Consider the following 15,950-nt stretch of genomic DNA (forward strand, 5'->3'; position numbering starts at 1 on the left):
GCTACTGGGCAGTCGGGTCGATCGTTTCCATACAGAGTGTTCAGTAAAGGGGGTGGCGTCAAGTATCTCCTACACTGGTCACGCACCGGGCGGGACGAGCGAGGAGGGGCCGATGGGCGAGGACAGGCGGACGAGACGGTCACGGCGAGCCCTGGGGGCGGCTCTGGTGGAACTGGTCCTGGAGCGCGGTTTCACCGCGTTGACCGTGGAGGACATCACCGAGCGGGCGGACGTGGCCCGGGCGACCTTCTACGCCCACTTCCGGGACAAGGAGGACCTGTTCGCCCGGGTGACCGCGGATCTGCTGGCCGAGCTCGGCGAGCGGCTGGCCCCGGCCGTCGCCGACAGCGCGGTCGGCTTCACCGGCAAGCCGGTGCTGGAGATGCTGCGGCACGCGCGCGAGGAGCGCGATCTGTACCGGATCGTGCTGCGGGGCGAGGGGGACGGCAAGCCGCTGCAGATGTTCGTGGACGCGTGCGCGCGGGCCACGGCCGAGGAGTTCCGGGCCCGCGCGGAGCGCAACGCCGTCAGGGCGCGCATCGACCCCGAGCTGCTGGCCCGGGTGTGGGTGGGGGAGCAGGTCGCCGTACTGCGCTGGTGGGTGGAACAGGACGCCCCGTCCCTGCCGGCGGAGGAGGTCGTGCGCATGCTGCTGGACCTGGCGATGCGGGGACGTTACTGGGCGAGCGGCTTCGAACCGTCGGCCTGAGAGCCGGGGCCCGGCTGTCGGGGGTCTGCGTCCGGGTGTCCTGTGGCCGCGCCCGGCTGTCGGGGGTCTGCGTCCGGGTTTCCTGTGGCCGCGCCCGGCTGTCGCGGGCCCTGGCCCGGCCGCCCCGTGTTCAGCCCCAGCCGCCGTGCGTCCCTTTCCGGCCGGATCGTCAGCAGCGCGATCAGCCCGCACGCCAGCATCACGGCACCGGTCAACAGGAAGGCCTGGCTGTACCCGGCGCTCTCCGAGGCGGCCGAGTCCAGCAGGTGTCCGGTCACGAACGGCGCGATCAGCCCCGGCAGGGTGCCCGTCGCCGCGACGATGCCGAACACCGCGCCCCGCTGGAGCGGCGGGACGACGGCCGACGCGGTCATGTAGTGCAGCGGAAAGACGATGGCGTGGCCGCCGAAGGCCACGGCGAGCAGCACCAGATGGGCGCCCTGTGCCTCGACGAACGGCAACGCGGTCATGGCCAGGGCCGCCGTCGCCACCGCCACCCCCTGCGGGACGCCGGTCGACCGGCGGTCCGACACCCCCCGCCGGCGCAGCGCGTCCAGCAGTGGCGGCACCGAGAGCAGCAGCGCCAGGCTGAACGCCGAGATCACGCTGATCAGCGTGGCCCCTTCGCCCGGCGTCATGCCGAGCTCCTCCCGCAGGTAGGCGGGCAGCCAGGCGTGGCTCAGCGACAGGGCCCAGGAAGCGCCGAACGCCCCGGCGATGCTGCCCAGCACCGTGCCGTTGAGCAGCAGGCTCCGGTACGGCAGCCGCCGGCCGCCCGCCGCTGAGACCGCCGTCCCCGTCTCGCCGTACGGGCCGTCGTGTCCCACCCGCCACCACACCAGCGCCCACACCAGGCTGACCACGGTGAGGACCAGGAACGCGGACCGCCAGCCGAAGGCGGTGATCAGCCCTGTCACGACCGGCGCCGCCACCAGCGTGCCCAGCGCCGCGCCCCCGATCTGCAGCGCCGAGGGAAGCCCCCGCCGGTCTGCCGGGAACCACTTGTACAGCGCGTGCATGGACATCGACGCGGCGGGCCCCTCGGCCGCCCCGAGCAGCACCCGTCCCGCGACCAGTGCCGGCACCGACGCCACGAACAGCACGGGCAGTTGGGCCACCGCCCACAGCACGGCCATGGTGAACAGCAGCACCCGGCTGGAGATCCGTGCGGAGACGATCAGCCCCGAAAGGCTGAACAGCAGCGCGTACGAGCTGGAGATCAGCCCGTACGTGCTGTTGCTGATGCCGAGCTCGTCCATGATCGGCACGGCCGCCAGCCCCAGCACGGACTTGTCGGCGTAGTTGACCAGCATGAACGTCACGATCATCGCGGCGATCAGCCATGCGTGCCGCCCGCCGGACTCCTTGGGGCGGGAGGACGCGACGGCGGTCTCCCGGGGCGGCGCGGACGAGGACGGTTCGGCCATGGGCACTCCTGCGGCTCAGGGGAGAGGGGGAGGGTGCGGCGGCGGGCGCGTCCGCGGCGCGGACGTGACAAGGCAGGACACCCTCTGTCTCCGGATGTCGAACAGGTTGTACGTTAACGGCACCATTGTTCGAGTCTCTTGCCCGACGGAGTTGAAATGACCGACACGGAAGCCCGGCTGAGCGACCTCCAGTGGACCCGCGGCTACACCGACCCCGACTGGATCCGCCGCTTCACCTCCGCCGGCCGCGAGCTCGCCCCGAGCCGCCGGGTGTGGCGCGGCCCCGCCCCCGCCCGAGCCCTGCCCGCCCAGCCCGCCGACCTGGGCGCCTTCGACATCGGCGGCACCACGCTCACCCTGCCGGAGCTGTTCGCGGCGGCCCACACGGACGCGTTCCTCGTGCTGCACCGCGGCACCGTCGTCCACGAGGCGTATCTGCACGGCACCGAACCCCACACCCCGCACTTCAACGCCTCGGCGGCCAAGTCCTACGTCGGCCTCCTGGCGGCGATGCTGGCGCACGACGGCCTCCTGGACCGCTCGGCCCGTACGTCCGCCCACGTCCCCGAACTCGCCGGAACCGCCTTCGGCGAGGCCCGGATCGAGGACCTGCTGCACATGGGCACCCAGGTCGGTTACGCCGGCCGCCCCTACGACAAGGCTCGTGAGGCCCAGCGCTACCACGCCGTCATCGCACCCCAGTTGCGCCCCTTCGGCTACAACGGCCCCACCACCATCCGCGAACACCTCCTGACCGCCCGCGCCACCGGACAGCCGGGCACCGGGTTCCGCTACGAGAACGGCAATGTCGAGGCCCTCGCCGAAGTCCTGCGCCGCGTCACCGGACTGAGCACCTCTGCCCTGCTGAGCGAACTCGTCTGGTCCCGGACCGGCGCCGAGGAGGACGCGTACTACATCCTCGACGGCGACGGCGTCGAGGCGGCCTGCGGCGGCTTCAGCGCGACGGCCCGCGACGTGGCCCGCCTGGGGGAGATGCTGCGCTGCGGCGGCGCGGTCGGCGACCGGCAGGTCGTACCGGAGGAGGTGGTCAAGTCCATCACCGGCGGCGTCCCCGACGGATACCCGCGCCGCGTCCGCTTCCCCGCCGCACCCCCGACCTCGCCCGCCACACTGTCGTACCACGACCTGTGGTGGATCCTGAACGACCCGTACGACTCCTACATGGCCAGCGGTATCCACGGCCAGCGGCTCTTCGTCTCGCCCGGTCTCGACCTCGTCGTCGTCCACTTCGGCTCCCAGGTCGTCTCGCCCGCCGTGCCGGTCGCCCCGCTCGTCCAGGCGTTCCTGCGGATCGGGACGCACCTGGCGGGCCTGGGCTGACCGCGAGTCCGGGAGCTTTCTGTGAATCGGGCCGCCACGCCCCCGACAAGTCCGTCCGCTCCCGCCGGAGGCGGCCGGAACTCTCAGAAAGCTCCCAGGATCTCTCCGGGCCCGGTCAGAGAGGGCTGACAGCGTCGGGGCCCAGACGTTCTGTGAGCCCCGACCCGACTTGGAGCCCTTTCCGTGGCGACATTCCTCTCCCGGCTGGGCCGGTTCTCCTTCCGGAGGCGCCGGCTGGTCGCACTGCTGTGGGTGGTACTGCTCTTGGGAGCGGGGGTGCTGGCCGGCCGGGCCCCCGCCGCGCCTCCCAACGACTTCTCCATGCCCGGCACCGAGGCCCAGCAGGCCTACGACCTGTTGGAGAAGGACTTCCCGGAGCTGAAGGCCGACGGAGCGAGTGCCCGAGTGGTGTTCCGTGCCGAGGACGGCAAGGTCACCGACCCCGAGACGCGCGGGGCGATCGGGGAGACGGTCCGCGCCCTCGGTGAGGATCCGCAGGTCGCCCGGGTCACCGACCCGTTCGCCACCCGGTCCGTGAGCCAGGACGGCACCACCGCCTACGCGCAGGTCTCCTACGACGTCTCCGCCTCGGCGCTGGCGGAGGAGTCCCGCACCGCGCTGCGGGAGACCGTCCAGCAGGCCGCCTCACCGGAGCTGGCCGTCGAGACGGGCGGCAACGCCGTCGACGCCATGGCCGCCGGTCACTCCTCGGAGGCCCTGGGTCTGGCGGTGGCCGCCGTGGTGCTCGTCATCACCTTCGGCTCGCTGCTCGCGGCAGGGCTGCCGCTGCTGACCGCCGTGCTCGGCGTCGGCATCGGTGCACTGACCATCCGGGTGCTGGCCGAACCGCTGGGCCTCGGCTCCACGACGACCAGCCTCGCCGTGATGATCGGGCTGGCGGTCGGCATCGACTACGCCCTGTTCGTGGTCTCCCGCCACCGCGCCGAACTCGCGCGCGGCCGCAGCCGCGAGGACGCCGCCGCGCACGCGGTGGGCACCGCCGGATCGGCGGTCGTGTTCGCCGGGCTCACCGTGGTCATCGCCCTCGCGGGCCTGGCCGTGGTGGGGATCCCGATGCTGACGCAGATGGGCCTCGCCGCGGCCGGCACGGTCGTCGTCGCGGTGCTGATCGCCGTCACCCTGATCCCCGCACTGCTCGGTCTCTGCGGCCGTCGGATCGGACCGGCCCGACCGCGGCGCAAGAGCCCACGACGGCAGGCCATGGGCGTGCGCTGGGCCCGGTTCGTCGTCCGCCGTCCGGTCGCGGCCCTCCTCGCCGGCGCCGCGTTCCTCGGTGTGGTCGCGGTTCCCGTCGCCTCCCTGGAGATGGGCCTGCCCGGCGACGACAGCAAGCCCGTCTCCACGACCCAGCGCCGGGCCTACGACATGATCGCCGAGGGCTTCGGCCCGGGCTACAACGGCCCGCTCACGGTCGTCGTCCGGGCCGACGGAGACGGCAGCGCCGAGCAGGCCGCGCGGCGCGTCACCGGGCAGATCGACGGACGCCAGGACGTCGCCGCCGTCGGGCAGCCCCGGCTGAGCGCGTCCGGCGACACCGCCGTGCTGAGCGTCGTACCGGCCGCCTCCCCGAGCAGCACGCAGACCGCCGACCTGGTGCACGCCCTGCGCGAACCGGCGCTCGCCGAGGACAGCGACGCCCAGGTGCTCGTCACCGGTACCACCGCGATGAACGCGGACGTCTCGCAGAAGCTGTCCGACGCGCTCGTGCCGTACCTGGCCCTCGTGGTCGGTCTGGCGTTCGTGCTGCTGATCGCCGTCTTCCGCTCGCTGCTCGTCCCGCTCAAGGCGGCGCTCGGCTTCCTGCTGTCGGTGCTGGCCGGGCTGGGGGCGGTGGTCGCGGTCTTCCAGTGGGGATGGCTGGGCTCCGTCCTCGGGGTCACGGAGCCGGGGCCGATCGTGTCGATCATGCCGATCTTCATGGTCGGTGTCGTCTTCGGCCTCGCCATGGACTACGAGGTGTTCCTGGTGACCCGGATGCGCGAGGCGTACGTCCACGGGCGGTCGCCGAAGGACTCCGTGGTCAGCGGGTTCGAGCACAGTGCGCGGGTGGTGACCGCCGCCGCGGTGATCATGATCTCGGTGTTCGCCGCGTTCCTGGGCTCCGAGGAGCAGATCCTCAAGACGATCGGCTTCGGGCTCGCCGCCGCCGTCCTCTTCGACGCGTTCGTCGTCCGCATGACGCTCGTCCCGGCGGTGCTGGCCCTGCTCGGCCGGAGCGCCTGGAGCCTGCCCGGGTGGCTGGACCGGTTGGTGCCCGACCTGGACGTGGAGGGAGAGCGGCTGGAACGGTCCCCGAGCGGTGTCACAGCCGAGGCGAGCGGTGCCGAGCCCGTCGGTGCGGCCGCGGGCCACGTCCCCGGCAACTGAACCCCGTCCCCCCGCTCGGAGGAGCCTGCCCATGTCCGCATCGCCGTCCCGTCCCTCCCCTCCCGCGTGGCGCCACGCCCTCGAAGGTGCCCTGGCCGCCGTGGCCGCCCTCGTCACCATGGCCGCCACCGCCTGGGCGGCCCTGACCCTCCTTGGCGCCGGCGCCGTCGCACCGGTCTCCCGCCTGGTGCCGACGCTGGTGAGCCTGGCCGTCGGCGGCCGCGTCACCCTGGAGTCGGCCACCGAGTCCGCCCCCGCCTCCGACGGTGGGGGCCTCGGCGGGCTGCTCGGCGGGGGCGGCGGCCTGAGCCTCGGGCTGGCCGGTGAGGTGGCGCTGACGCCCCTGACGCTGACCTTCCTGGGTGCGGCCGTCCTGGCGACCGCGTTCTTCCGGCCCCTGCGCCGCAGGGCGCGGCCCACCCCGGCGATGCTGTGGGCGCGGTGCGGGGGCGCGCTGGTGACCACGGTGGCCCTGCCGGTCTGCGCCGTCCTGGCGCGGGGCACGGCCCGGCTGCCGGAAGGCGTGAAGGACCGCATCGGCGAACGTGCCGGGTCGGGCCGGGCCGGGGGGTTCGGGGGCGGGGGCGGCGGTGGTCTCGCCTCGGGGCTGTCCTCGGTGAGCTTCCGGACCGACGTCGTCGCCACCGCCTTCCTCGGCCTCCTGGGCGTGGCCGCCGTCCTCGCGGTCGGCTGCCTCGCCGCCCGCCGGACGGCACTGCCGCGCCCCCTCGCCCTGGCCCGGCCCAGGCTGAAGTGGAACGCCGTCATGTCCACCCTGACGGGCACCGCGTCCGTGCTGTGCTGTGCCGCCCTGGCCGTCGGCGTCCTCGCCGGGGCCGCGGCGCTGACCGGCCGGGAGCAGGCCGCCACGGCCGCGGGTGCGCTGCTGCTCGCCGGTCCCAACCTGATCGCCGTACTGCTCACCGGCGGGACGGGCACCTCGTGGGAGGCGGGGGTGCGGCGGCTGCAGCCGGAGGGCGGCGGGATGCTCGGCATGCTCGGCGCGGGGGCGCAGGACGACACGGCGGGCGCGGACCGGTCCGTGGACCTCGGACAGTGGGCGGGAGCCGGCGTACCGCTGTGGGTGATCGGACTGCTGCTCACGCTGCTCCTGGCGTTGATCGCCGGATACGTCGCCGCCGCCCGCACCCCGGCCCGCACCCCGCGGGAGGCCGCCGACTCCCTCCTGGACCGGCACACCGACACGGCCCTGCGCACGGGCATCGCGGTCGGCGTCGCGACGTTCCTGCTCCCCTTCCTCGCGCGCGGCTCACTGCGGATCGGCGTCAGCCTCATGGGCAGCGAGATGGGCGGCCTCGCTGCCGGGCTCGACGCCGGCCCCCGGCTGTCCGCGCTCACCGCGTTCGTCGCGGCGGCCCTCGCCTCGTACGGCGGCAGCCGCCTGCACGGCCGACGGGCCCGGCGCCGGGAACAGCAGACGGGCGGGTCCACCGCCGCGCCCTCACGTCCGGCGCGGTCCTCTCAGCGCCATGTGATCTCCTGAGAAGACGTTGAGCAAGGCCCGCGAGAAGAGCGGCACCGTGGCATCCCGGAAGGCGGCGAACCACGACCATGGCGGCACCGACACACCCCCCGCGCCCCGCCGACCGCGCCGACCACCTGCTCGTCGTCGACGACGAGCCCACCGTCCGGGAACTGCTGCGCACCGCCCTGCGCTACGCCGGCTTCGACGTCGACGCCGCCGCGACCGGCCGGGAGGCCATCGACCTGGCCGCACGGCGCACTCCGGATCTCGTCCTCCTCGACGTCATGCTCCCGGACATGGACGGCTTCGAGGTGATCCGCCGGCTGCGCGCCCAGCCCCGCTCACCACTGCCCGGCCGGGGCGGCGACGTGCCGGTGCTCTTCGTCACCGCACGCGAGGACCGCCAGGACCGGCTGCACGGACTGCGCCTCGGCGGCGACGACTACGTCACCAAACCCTTCGACCTCGAGGAACTGATCGCCCGCATCCAGGCCGTACTGCGCCGCACCCGGGGCGAGTCGCCGGCCCGCCTCACCGTCGGCGATCTGCACCTCGAACCCGACAGCCACCACGTCACCCGGGCGGGCCGGACCGTGCGGCTGTCCCCGACCGAGTTCCGGCTGCTGCACTTCCTGGTCGCCAACGCGGGGCGGACCATGACCAAGAACCAGATCCTGGACAGCGTGTGGGAGTACGACTTCGGCGGTGACCCCAGCATCGTCGACACCTACATCAGCTATCTGCGCCGCAAGGTCGACACAGGAGAGCCCAAACTCATCCACACCGTCCGCGGCGTCGGCTACGTCATCCGCGAGCCCCGGCCGTGAAGCGCCCCCGCCCGACCTCACCCATGACATGGCCGGGCCGGCTGTCGCTGCGCACCCGCCTGCTGTGCCTGTCCGTGGCCCTGGTCGCCGTCGGCCTCCTCGGCACCGGTCTCCTCGTCACCACCGCCCTGCACGGCTACCTCCAGGACCGGGTCGACGACCGGCTCGCCCTGACCGGGCGGATCGCCGCCCGGCTGACACCCCCGGCCGGCACCGACACCCCGCCGAGTGTGCAAGCCCTCGGCGTCCTCGGCGACACCACCGTCACCTACGTCGACGACACCGGCGCCACCCGCAGGACGTTCGACGCGAGCACCGCGCCCCCGGGCGGCGGTCCCGTCCTTCCCCACCTCGACCGCGCGGCCGTCCTCGCCCACGACGGCCGGCCCTTCACCGTGCCCGCCCACGACGGCGAGCACAACTGGCGGGTCATCGCCCTGAGCCGGCCCGCCCGGACCCTCCCGCCGGACCCCACCGCGACCGGGGGAGCCGCCGTCGTCGCCACCTCGATGGAGGAGGTCGACCGCACGATCACGAAGACCCGGAACCTCTCCCTGTCCGCAGGCGTCGCCCTGCTGGCGGTCCTGGGGATCGCCGGCTGGTTCGCGGTACGTTCCGGGCTGCGCCCCCTGACCAGGATCGAGGAGACCGCGACCGCCATCACGTCCGGCGACTACTCCCACCGCGTCCCCGAACCGGCCAACCCGCACACCGAGGTGGGACGCCTGACCACCTGCCTCAACCAGATGCTGGAACGGATCGACACGGCCTTCCGGGCCCGCACGGAGGCCGAGGCGAGAACCCGTCGCTTCTTCGCCGACGCCAGTCACGAACTGCGTACGCCGCTCGTCGGCATCAAGGGCTACACCGACCTGTACCGCATGGGCGCCACGCCCACCCGCGAGGACGTCGACCGGACGATGACCCGGATCGCGGCGGAATCCGAACGCCTCACCCGGCTCGTCGAGGAGATGTTCCTCCTCGCCCGCCTCGACGAGGACACCCAGGGCGCGGGCACCCACGGCACGCGCAGTGCCCGGGAACCCGCCTTCGACCTCGACCTCGCCCCCATGGACCTGCGCACCCTGGCAGCCGACGCCCTCCGCGACGTACGCGCCCTGGACGCCACCCGCCCGGTGACGCTGACCGGACCCGGCGGGGGGAAACCCGCCACCGCCCCCACCCATGCCGATGAGGCCAGACTGCGCCAGGTCGTCACCAACCTCATCGGCAACGCCGTCACCCACACCCCTCCCGGCACTCCCCTCCGGATCGGTGTCGGCACCGTCGGCCCCCACGCCGTCCTGGAAGTCGCCGACCAGGGCCCCGGCCTCTCCGCCACCGAACGCGCCCGCGTCTTCGACCGCTTCTACCGCACCGACGACTCCCGCACCCGCGCCACCGGCGGCTCCGGCCTCGGCCTCGCCATCGCCCACGCCCTCGTCACCGCCCACGCCGGCCGCATCACCCTCGACACCGCCCCCGGCCGGGGCTGCACCTTCCGCATCCTGCTGCCCCTGTCCGACCCGCCCACGGCCTGATCACGTCGTCAGGGAGTGCGGAAGCCTCGGAAGGTCACCTGTCTGCGGGACTCGAAGCCGAGCCGCTCGTACAACGCGATCGCGCGGTCGTTCGTCTCGGCCACGTGCAGGAAGGGACGTTCGCCGCGCGTCAGGATCCGGGTGGCGAGCGCCCGGACCAGGCGGGCGGCGTGACCCTGCCCACGGGCGTCGGGAGCGGTGCAGACGGCGCTGATCTCGGTCCAGCCCGGCGGTCGCAGCCGCTCTCCTGCCATCGCCACCAGGGTGCCGTCGACCCGGACACCCAGGTAGGTGCCGAGTTCGTGGGTGCGCGGCCAGAAGGGGCCCGGCTCGGTCCGCGCGACGAGGTCGAGCATCTCGGGCACGCTGTCCGCGCCCAGTGCGACCACGCCGGTGTCGGGTTCGGCACCCAGGGGGCCGGGGTGGCCGTCGGTGGGCCAGATCAGCTGCCGGCCCTCGAGACCGAAGACCGGCTCCCAACTCGGCGGCGGGACGGCCGGGCAGCTGAACATGTCGGCAAAGGCGCCCGGACCGAGCAACGCGGCAAGATCGGCCCAGTCCGCTGCGTCCGGATCGGCGGGCACGGCGGAGAAGGTCGCCACGTCCGCGAGGTAGGTGGCGGCCCGGCCGCGGCGGCGGGCGAGATGCGCGTGCCGACTGCCGAGCGACCGACCCACCGGGTCGTCGAGTACCGGATCGTCGTCGGTGAGCACCGTGCTGTTCCCTTCCTGGTGGGCGCGATGGTGGGGACTCAGGGCTGGGACGTGGCGACCTTCAGCCCGAGTCCGATCAGTACGGTCCCGGTGACACGGTCCATGCCACGGCGTACGGCCGGCTTCTCGAAGACGGCTCGGGCCTTGGCCAGCAGCAGGACGTATCCGCCGAGCCAGACCGCGGTGAGCAGGGTGTGGACGAGGACCAGCAAGGCCATGCCGGTGTGGGGAGGCATCCCGGTGGGGGCCAGCGTCGGCAGCAGTCCCGTGTAGAAGACAGCGATCTTGGGATTGAGGACGTTGCTCACCAGACCGGTCCGCCAGGGGTTGCCACGAGGCGGCGCAGGGGCCGCCGCCGGTGACTGCGAACGGTTGCGACGACTCCGGAGCAGCGCCTGGGCCCCGAGGAAGACCAGGTAGACGGCGCCGGCCAGTTTGACCACCGTGTACGCGGTGGCGGGCGCGGCCGGGACGGCGGCGAGACCGGCCACCGCGAGCACGCCCCAGACCAGCAGTCCCGCGGTGATCCCGCCCACCGTCCGTAGTCCGTCCTGCCGGCCGGAGGCGACGGCCCGCTTCGTCACGACGGCCATGTCGGGCCCGGGCACCATGGTCAGCACGGGCAGGACACGATCGCGGTCACGAACTGTATGAGCATCGTCCCAGTCTCACACCCGCAGCGGCGTCCCCGGTCCGCAGCCCCGCCGGTGTCGAGCCCGCCGTCGCGGGCACTCCGAGGGCCATGAGCCGCGCAGCGGAATGATCATCCGGCCGTCGGCCTGACCGCACGGTCACCGCGGCAGTGCGGGACGAACTCCGTGTCACCCGGACAGGCTCTCCGTCACCCGGACACTTTCTCCGTCACCGTCGGCCCGGTCAGCAGCCACGCTCCGGTGACCGGGTCGCCCGCCCTGTCACGTACCGCCCCTGGTCGAGTCCCGCCGCAACAGCGTCGCGGGCACCAGGCGGTGCTCCGGCGCGGCGTCCGGGGCGGGCGGCGCCTGGATGACCCCGATCAGCAGCTCCGCCGCCTGCTTGCCGATCTCTTCGGGTGCCAGGTCGAGTGCCGTGAGCGCCGGGCGGGCGCTGCGCGCGAACTCGCCGTCCGCGCCCACCACGATCTGTACGTCCCCAGGCACCGAGAGGCCGAGTTCGCGGCAGACGGCGAGGGTGGCGAAACCGAACTTCTCCATCACCACGTACAGGGCGTCGGGACGGTCCGGGCGGGTGAGCAGACGGCGCGCGGCGTCGGTGGAGTCGGTGCCGGGCTCGGCGCGGTCCACGAGCACCGGGTTCCCGGTGCGCGCACACCAGTCGCGGTAGGCGCGGGCCGCGTCCTCGTCGTAGGACTGGCCCGTCGAACCCGTCAGGAGGCCGATCCTGCGGGCGCCCGTGGACGCCAGGTGGTCGAAGGCGGCGACGGCGCAGGTCGACAGTTCGTTGTCGACCCAGGGAAAGGCGTCCCTGCGGGACAGGTCGCGGCCGGTGGTGACGACGGGGACGCCCATGGCGGACAGCCGGGTCAGCAGCGGGTCGTCGGTGAGCGGGTCGATGACGATGGTCCCGTCCAGCGGCAGCGAGTCGAAGGGGCGGCCGTCCAGTGACGGCGGGACGAGCACCAGGGAGTAGTCGTGGGCCATCGCCGTCCACGTCGCGGCGTTCACGATCTTCACGAAGTACTCGATGTCGGTGACGCCGCCCTCGACGGCGGTGCGATGGGTCAGGCCCAGCAGTCCGGTCCGGGCGCCGCGTAGTCCCCGGGCGTTGGGGTTGGCGCGGTAACCGATCTCCGCGGCGACGGCGAGGACGCGCTCGCGGGTCTCGGCGCCGACCCTGCCCACCCCGTTGAGCGCGTGCGAGGCCGTGGTGACGGAGACTCCGGCGCGGCGGGCCACCTCGCGCAGGCCGCCCCCCTTGACAGCGCCCGATGGGCGGGACGACGACGCGCCGCCCCGCTGGGGCTCTGTGACGTCTGGCATGGCCGCGAGCTTACCGGTTGACTGCCAAAACGTTTGGGCAGTACGGTCCGGAGCGTTGCCAAAACGTTTGGGCAGTTCGGTACGGACCATTGCCAAAACGTTTGGGCACCTGTTCGGGCGGCCGACCGGGCCCTCGCGTCCGTACCGTCGCCGCCCCGCACACCGCCGTGCATCACCCGGCTCGTACCGGGTTCCCGTACACCCGTGTCCCGTCTCCCCAGGCCGGGACGCCAGTCCGCGAAGGACACTGCCGCCCATGGCCGAGGCCACCTCCACCGCTCCGCCCGGAACCTCTCCCGACGCCGGCGCGCCGACGTCCGTCTTCACCGTCGAGCAGCGCGGCATCGACGCCGTCCCCGACGCCGAGCGCCAGGGCGGTCCCGGCCGCCTCTTCGGCCTGTGGGCCGGGACCAACACCACCGTCTTCACCGTCGTCTACGGCGCCCTGGTCGTCTCCTTCGGCCTGTCCTTCTGGTACGCCGTCGCGCTGATCGTCGTCGGCAACGTCCTCGGCTTCACCGTCACCGGGCTGACCAGCCTGCAGGGACCGCGCACCGGCACGTCCACGCACTCCGTCTCCCGCGCCGCCTTCGGGCCGCGCGGTGGAAAGCTGCCCGCGCTGCTGAGCTGGGTGATGCTGGTCGGCTTCGAGGCCGGCGGCATGGTGCTGATCGTCCTCGCCGGGCTCGCGCTGCTGGAGCAGGCGGGCGTCGGTACCGGAACCCCCGTGAAGCTGCTGGTGATCGCCGCCGCCGCGGGGCTGCAGATGCTGCTGCCGCTCGCGGGCTACCACCTGATCATGAAGGTCCAGAAGTACTTCGCCTGGATCTTCGCCGCGATGTTCACCGTCATGGCGTTCCTGGTCTTCCCGAAGGCCGACTTCGGCGCCCACGGCAGCGCGCCCTCCCTGGTGACCGTCTCGCTGGTGCTCGCCATGGTCACCGCGTCGGGCGGTCTGTCCTGGGCGGACATGGGCAGCGACTACTCGCGCTATCTGCCCGCCGGCTCCGCGCCCCGCAAGGTGTTCGCCTGCGCCGCGCTCGGCGGCATGGTGCCCAACATCCTGCTGCAGATCCTCGGCGCGGCCGTCGCCACCGCCACCACGAACGCGGCCGACCCGATCTCCGGTCTGCCCGAGGTGCTGCCCGGCTGGTTCATCACCCCGTACCTGCTGCTCGCGATCGTCTCGCTGCTCGCGGTCAACACCACCGACATGTACTCCTCCGGCCTGAACCTGCTGGCCGTCGGCATCCCGGTCAAGCGCTGGATGGTCGTCTTCATCGACCTGAGCCTGTGCACGGGCATCACCCTGTGGGCCGTGTTCTCCGCGGACTTCTACACGTTGCTGTCCAACTTCCTCAGCCTGATCGTCCTCTGGCTCGGCCCGTGGGCCGCCGTCTACCTCACCGACTGGGCACTGCGCCGCGGCCGCTACGACGTCCCGTCGCTGTTTCCCCGCGAGACCGGGCGCGAGGGCGTCTACTGGCACAGGGGCGGCGTCCGCCCGGCCGGTCTGATCGCCGTCCTGCTCGGCTTCGTGGCCGCGGTCCTCTGGGTCGACTCGACGGTGTTCGTCGGGCCGCTGTCCGAGGCCGCCGGCGGCCTGGACCTGTCGGTGTTCGCGGGCGCCCTCGTCGCGGGCGTCGCCTACTGGCTGCTCGCCCGCCACACCGTCCGCGCCGAGGCCGAGCTCGCCCCGGCCGCCTGAGACCTCCCCTTCCGCCTCCCTTTCGTACGCGCCTGGAGCGAACCTTCATGAACCACCCCACCCTCCGCGACCTCATCGACGCCTCCGAGGGTGTCGTCAAGGCCGACCGGATCATCAAGGGCGGACAGCTCGTCAACGTCTGCACCGGCGAGATCTACCCGGCCGACGTCGCCATCACCGGCGACCGGATCGCCGCGACCGGTGACGTCGGCACCTACGAGGGGCCCGACACGGAGATCGTCGACGCCACCGGCAAGTACCTCACCCCCGGCCTCATCGACGGCCACCTGCACCTGGAGTGCTCCAAGCTGTCGGTGACGATGTTCGCCGACGCCGCCGTGCGGTTCGGTACGACGTCCGTCGTCTCCGGGCTCGACCAGTTCCTGGTCGTCGCCGGTCCCGAGGGCGTGCGCGAGGCGCTCCGCGAGGCCGACGCCGGCCCCATGAAGATCTTCTGGGGCGCCCCGTTCAAGACGCCGTACACCCTGCCGGAGACGACCGTCGGCTTCACCTTCGGGCCGGACGACCACGCCGAGGCGCAGCAGGGGGCCGACTGCTTCGGCGTGTGGGAGACGGTCGCCGAGTTCGTCCTCAACCGCGACGAGAAGGTGCTGCGCGCCCTCGAACTCGCCCACCGCAACCGGCTGCCGATCTTCGGCTGCGCCCCGATGGCCGCGCAGACCACCATCAACGCCCTGTCGGCGGCGGGTGTCCGCCTCGACCACGAGAGCTACACGGCCGAGGAGGCGCTGGCCAAGCTGCGCGCCGGCATGTCGCTCCTCATCCGCGAGTCGTCGGTGGCGCACTTCATGAACGAGAACGTGCGCACCGTCACCGAGTTCGGCGCCCAGTCCCGCCGCGTCGGCTTCTGCACCGACGACATGCACGTCGCCGACATCCTGCGCGAGGGCCACCTCGACAAGCTGGTCCGCATGGCCATCGAGGCCGGCGTCAAGCCGATCGAGGCCATCCAGATGGCGACGCTCAACTGCGCCGAGATGTACCGCATCGACCACCTCGTCGGCTCGATCACGCCGGGCCGCTACGCGGACGTGCTGATCGTCGACTCGCCCGAGTCGTTCCGGGTGGAGCGGGTGTTCGCGCGCGGCGAGCTGGTCGCCGAGGGCGGCCGGACCCTCCGTGCCCCGCAGGCCCCCGAGCGCACCCCGGCCCTCTCTCCCGCCTTCCGGGTGAAGCCGCTGACGCCGGACGCCGTCGGTGTCGCCGCCGAGGGCGACGAGGCCCGCGTCCTCGTCGTCGAGATGGACCGCACGGTGCCGTTCGTGCGCAAGGGTGTCGAGATGACGCTGCCGGTCGAGGGCGGTACGGTCCGCGCCGACCTCGCGCAGGACGCGCTGTATGTCACGGTCTCCGAGCGCTACGGCAAGCGCGACGGCGCCACCGCCACCGCCATGGTCAACGGCTTCGGCCTGCGCTCGGGCGCCATCGCCTCCTCCGCCGCCCCCGACGACAACAACATCGTCTGTGTCGGCGCCGACCGCGCCGACATCGCCCTCGCCGTCAACCACCTCGCCGAGCACGGTGGCGGCCAGGTCGTCGTCGACGGCGGCGAGATCAAGGAGTTCCTCCCGCTGCCGGTGGCCGGCATCGTCGCCGACCTCACCCCCGAGGAGATGGCCGCCGCGGAGGACCGCCTGGAGGCCGCCGCCCGCGAGCTCGGCTGCACACTCCCCTCCGCCTTCGGCTACTTGATCTTCCTGGAGATCACCGCCATCCCCGAGTACGCCGTGACCGACCTCGGCGTCGTCAACTACCACACCCAGGACGTCGTCGACATCCTGCAGCCTTCCGCCGCCCACTGACGCCGCCC

General features: G+C 72.9%; 12 protein-coding genes. 8 read left to right on the forward strand and 4 right to left on the reverse strand.

The window, feature by feature from the left end:
- Positions 1 to 112: 112 nt before the first annotated feature.
- Positions 113 to 709, forward strand: coding sequence for a TetR/AcrR family transcriptional regulator (locus tag ACIGO6_RS10560; RefSeq protein WP_399874119.1), 597 nt, complete (start codon positions 113 to 115; stop codon positions 707 to 709).
- Here ACIGO6_RS10560 and ACIGO6_RS10565 read toward each other — a convergent pair.
- Complete coding sequence (locus ACIGO6_RS10565; RefSeq protein WP_399874122.1) at positions 676 to 2,136, reverse strand: MFS transporter; 1,461 nt, start codon at positions 2,134 to 2,136, stop codon at positions 676 to 678. The two genes, ACIGO6_RS10560 and ACIGO6_RS10565, sit on opposite strands and share 34 nt — an antisense overlap.
- A gap of 156 nt (positions 2,137 to 2,292) precedes the next feature.
- On the opposite strand from ACIGO6_RS10565, the gene ACIGO6_RS10570 reads away from it, so the two are divergent.
- The 5 genes from ACIGO6_RS10570 to ACIGO6_RS10590 all read left to right on the forward strand — a co-directional run bounded on the left by ACIGO6_RS10570 (position 2,293) and on the right by ACIGO6_RS10590 (position 9,719).
- Positions 2,293 to 3,477 carry a serine hydrolase domain-containing protein gene (locus tag ACIGO6_RS10570; protein ID WP_399874125.1) on the forward strand — a complete coding sequence of 395 codons (1,185 nt, stop codon included), beginning with the start codon at positions 2,293 to 2,295 and terminating at the stop codon, positions 3,475 to 3,477.
- A gap of 183 nt (positions 3,478 to 3,660) precedes the next feature.
- Positions 3,661 to 5,865 carry an MMPL family transporter gene (locus ACIGO6_RS10575; RefSeq protein WP_399874128.1) on the forward strand — a complete coding sequence of 735 codons (2,205 nt, stop codon included), beginning with the start codon at positions 3,661 to 3,663 and terminating at the stop codon, positions 5,863 to 5,865.
- 31 nt (positions 5,866 to 5,896) lie between these two features.
- The gene (locus ACIGO6_RS10580; RefSeq protein WP_399874131.1) at positions 5,897 to 7,369 is read left to right on the forward strand and encodes a streptophobe family protein; all 1,473 of its coding nucleotides are present in this window, start codon (positions 5,897 to 5,899) and stop codon (positions 7,367 to 7,369) included.
- A gap of 68 nt (positions 7,370 to 7,437) precedes the next feature.
- On the forward strand, positions 7,438 to 8,178 hold the full coding sequence (locus tag ACIGO6_RS10585) for a response regulator transcription factor (RefSeq protein ID WP_399874133.1): 741 nt from the start codon (positions 7,438 to 7,440) through the stop codon (positions 8,176 to 8,178).
- Positions 8,179 to 8,201: 23 nt separating this feature from the next.
- Positions 8,202 to 9,719: an ATP-binding protein gene (locus tag ACIGO6_RS10590; RefSeq protein ID WP_399874136.1), complete on the forward strand. Its 1,518-nt coding sequence runs from the start codon at positions 8,202 to 8,204 to the stop codon at positions 9,717 to 9,719.
- Positions 9,720 to 9,727: 8 nt separating this feature from the next.
- Here ACIGO6_RS10590 and ACIGO6_RS10595 read toward each other — a convergent pair whose 3' ends face one another.
- From ACIGO6_RS10595 to ACIGO6_RS10605, 3 genes are all read right to left on the reverse strand, one after another.
- Positions 9,728 to 10,432, reverse strand: a complete 705-nt coding sequence (locus tag ACIGO6_RS10595; protein ID WP_399874138.1) for a GNAT family N-acetyltransferase — start codon at positions 10,430 to 10,432, stop codon at positions 9,728 to 9,730.
- 38 nt (positions 10,433 to 10,470) lie between these two features.
- Positions 10,471 to 11,025, reverse strand: a complete 555-nt coding sequence (locus ACIGO6_RS10600) for a LysE family translocator (RefSeq protein ID WP_399874142.1) — start codon at positions 11,023 to 11,025, stop codon at positions 10,471 to 10,473.
- A 321-nt stretch (positions 11,026 to 11,346) separates the two neighbouring features.
- On the reverse strand, positions 11,347 to 12,411 hold the full coding sequence (locus ACIGO6_RS10605; protein WP_399874145.1) for a LacI family DNA-binding transcriptional regulator: 1,065 nt from the start codon (positions 12,409 to 12,411) through the stop codon (positions 11,347 to 11,349).
- A 256-nt stretch (positions 12,412 to 12,667) separates the two neighbouring features.
- Between ACIGO6_RS10605 and ACIGO6_RS10610 the strand changes: the two genes are divergently transcribed.
- On the forward strand, positions 12,668 to 14,119 hold the full coding sequence (locus ACIGO6_RS10610) for a purine-cytosine permease family protein (protein WP_399874148.1): 1,452 nt from the start codon (positions 12,668 to 12,670) through the stop codon (positions 14,117 to 14,119).
- A gap of 47 nt (positions 14,120 to 14,166) precedes the next feature.
- Positions 14,167 to 15,942, forward strand: a complete 1,776-nt coding sequence (locus tag ACIGO6_RS10615) for an adenine deaminase C-terminal domain-containing protein (RefSeq protein WP_399874151.1) — start codon at positions 14,167 to 14,169, stop codon at positions 15,940 to 15,942.
- Positions 15,943 to 15,950: the final 8 nt, after the last annotated feature.

This window comes from Streptomyces sp. NPDC053750 (assembly GCF_044544295.1).
Classification (GTDB): Bacteria; Actinomycetota; Actinomycetes; order Streptomycetales; family Streptomycetaceae; genus Streptomyces.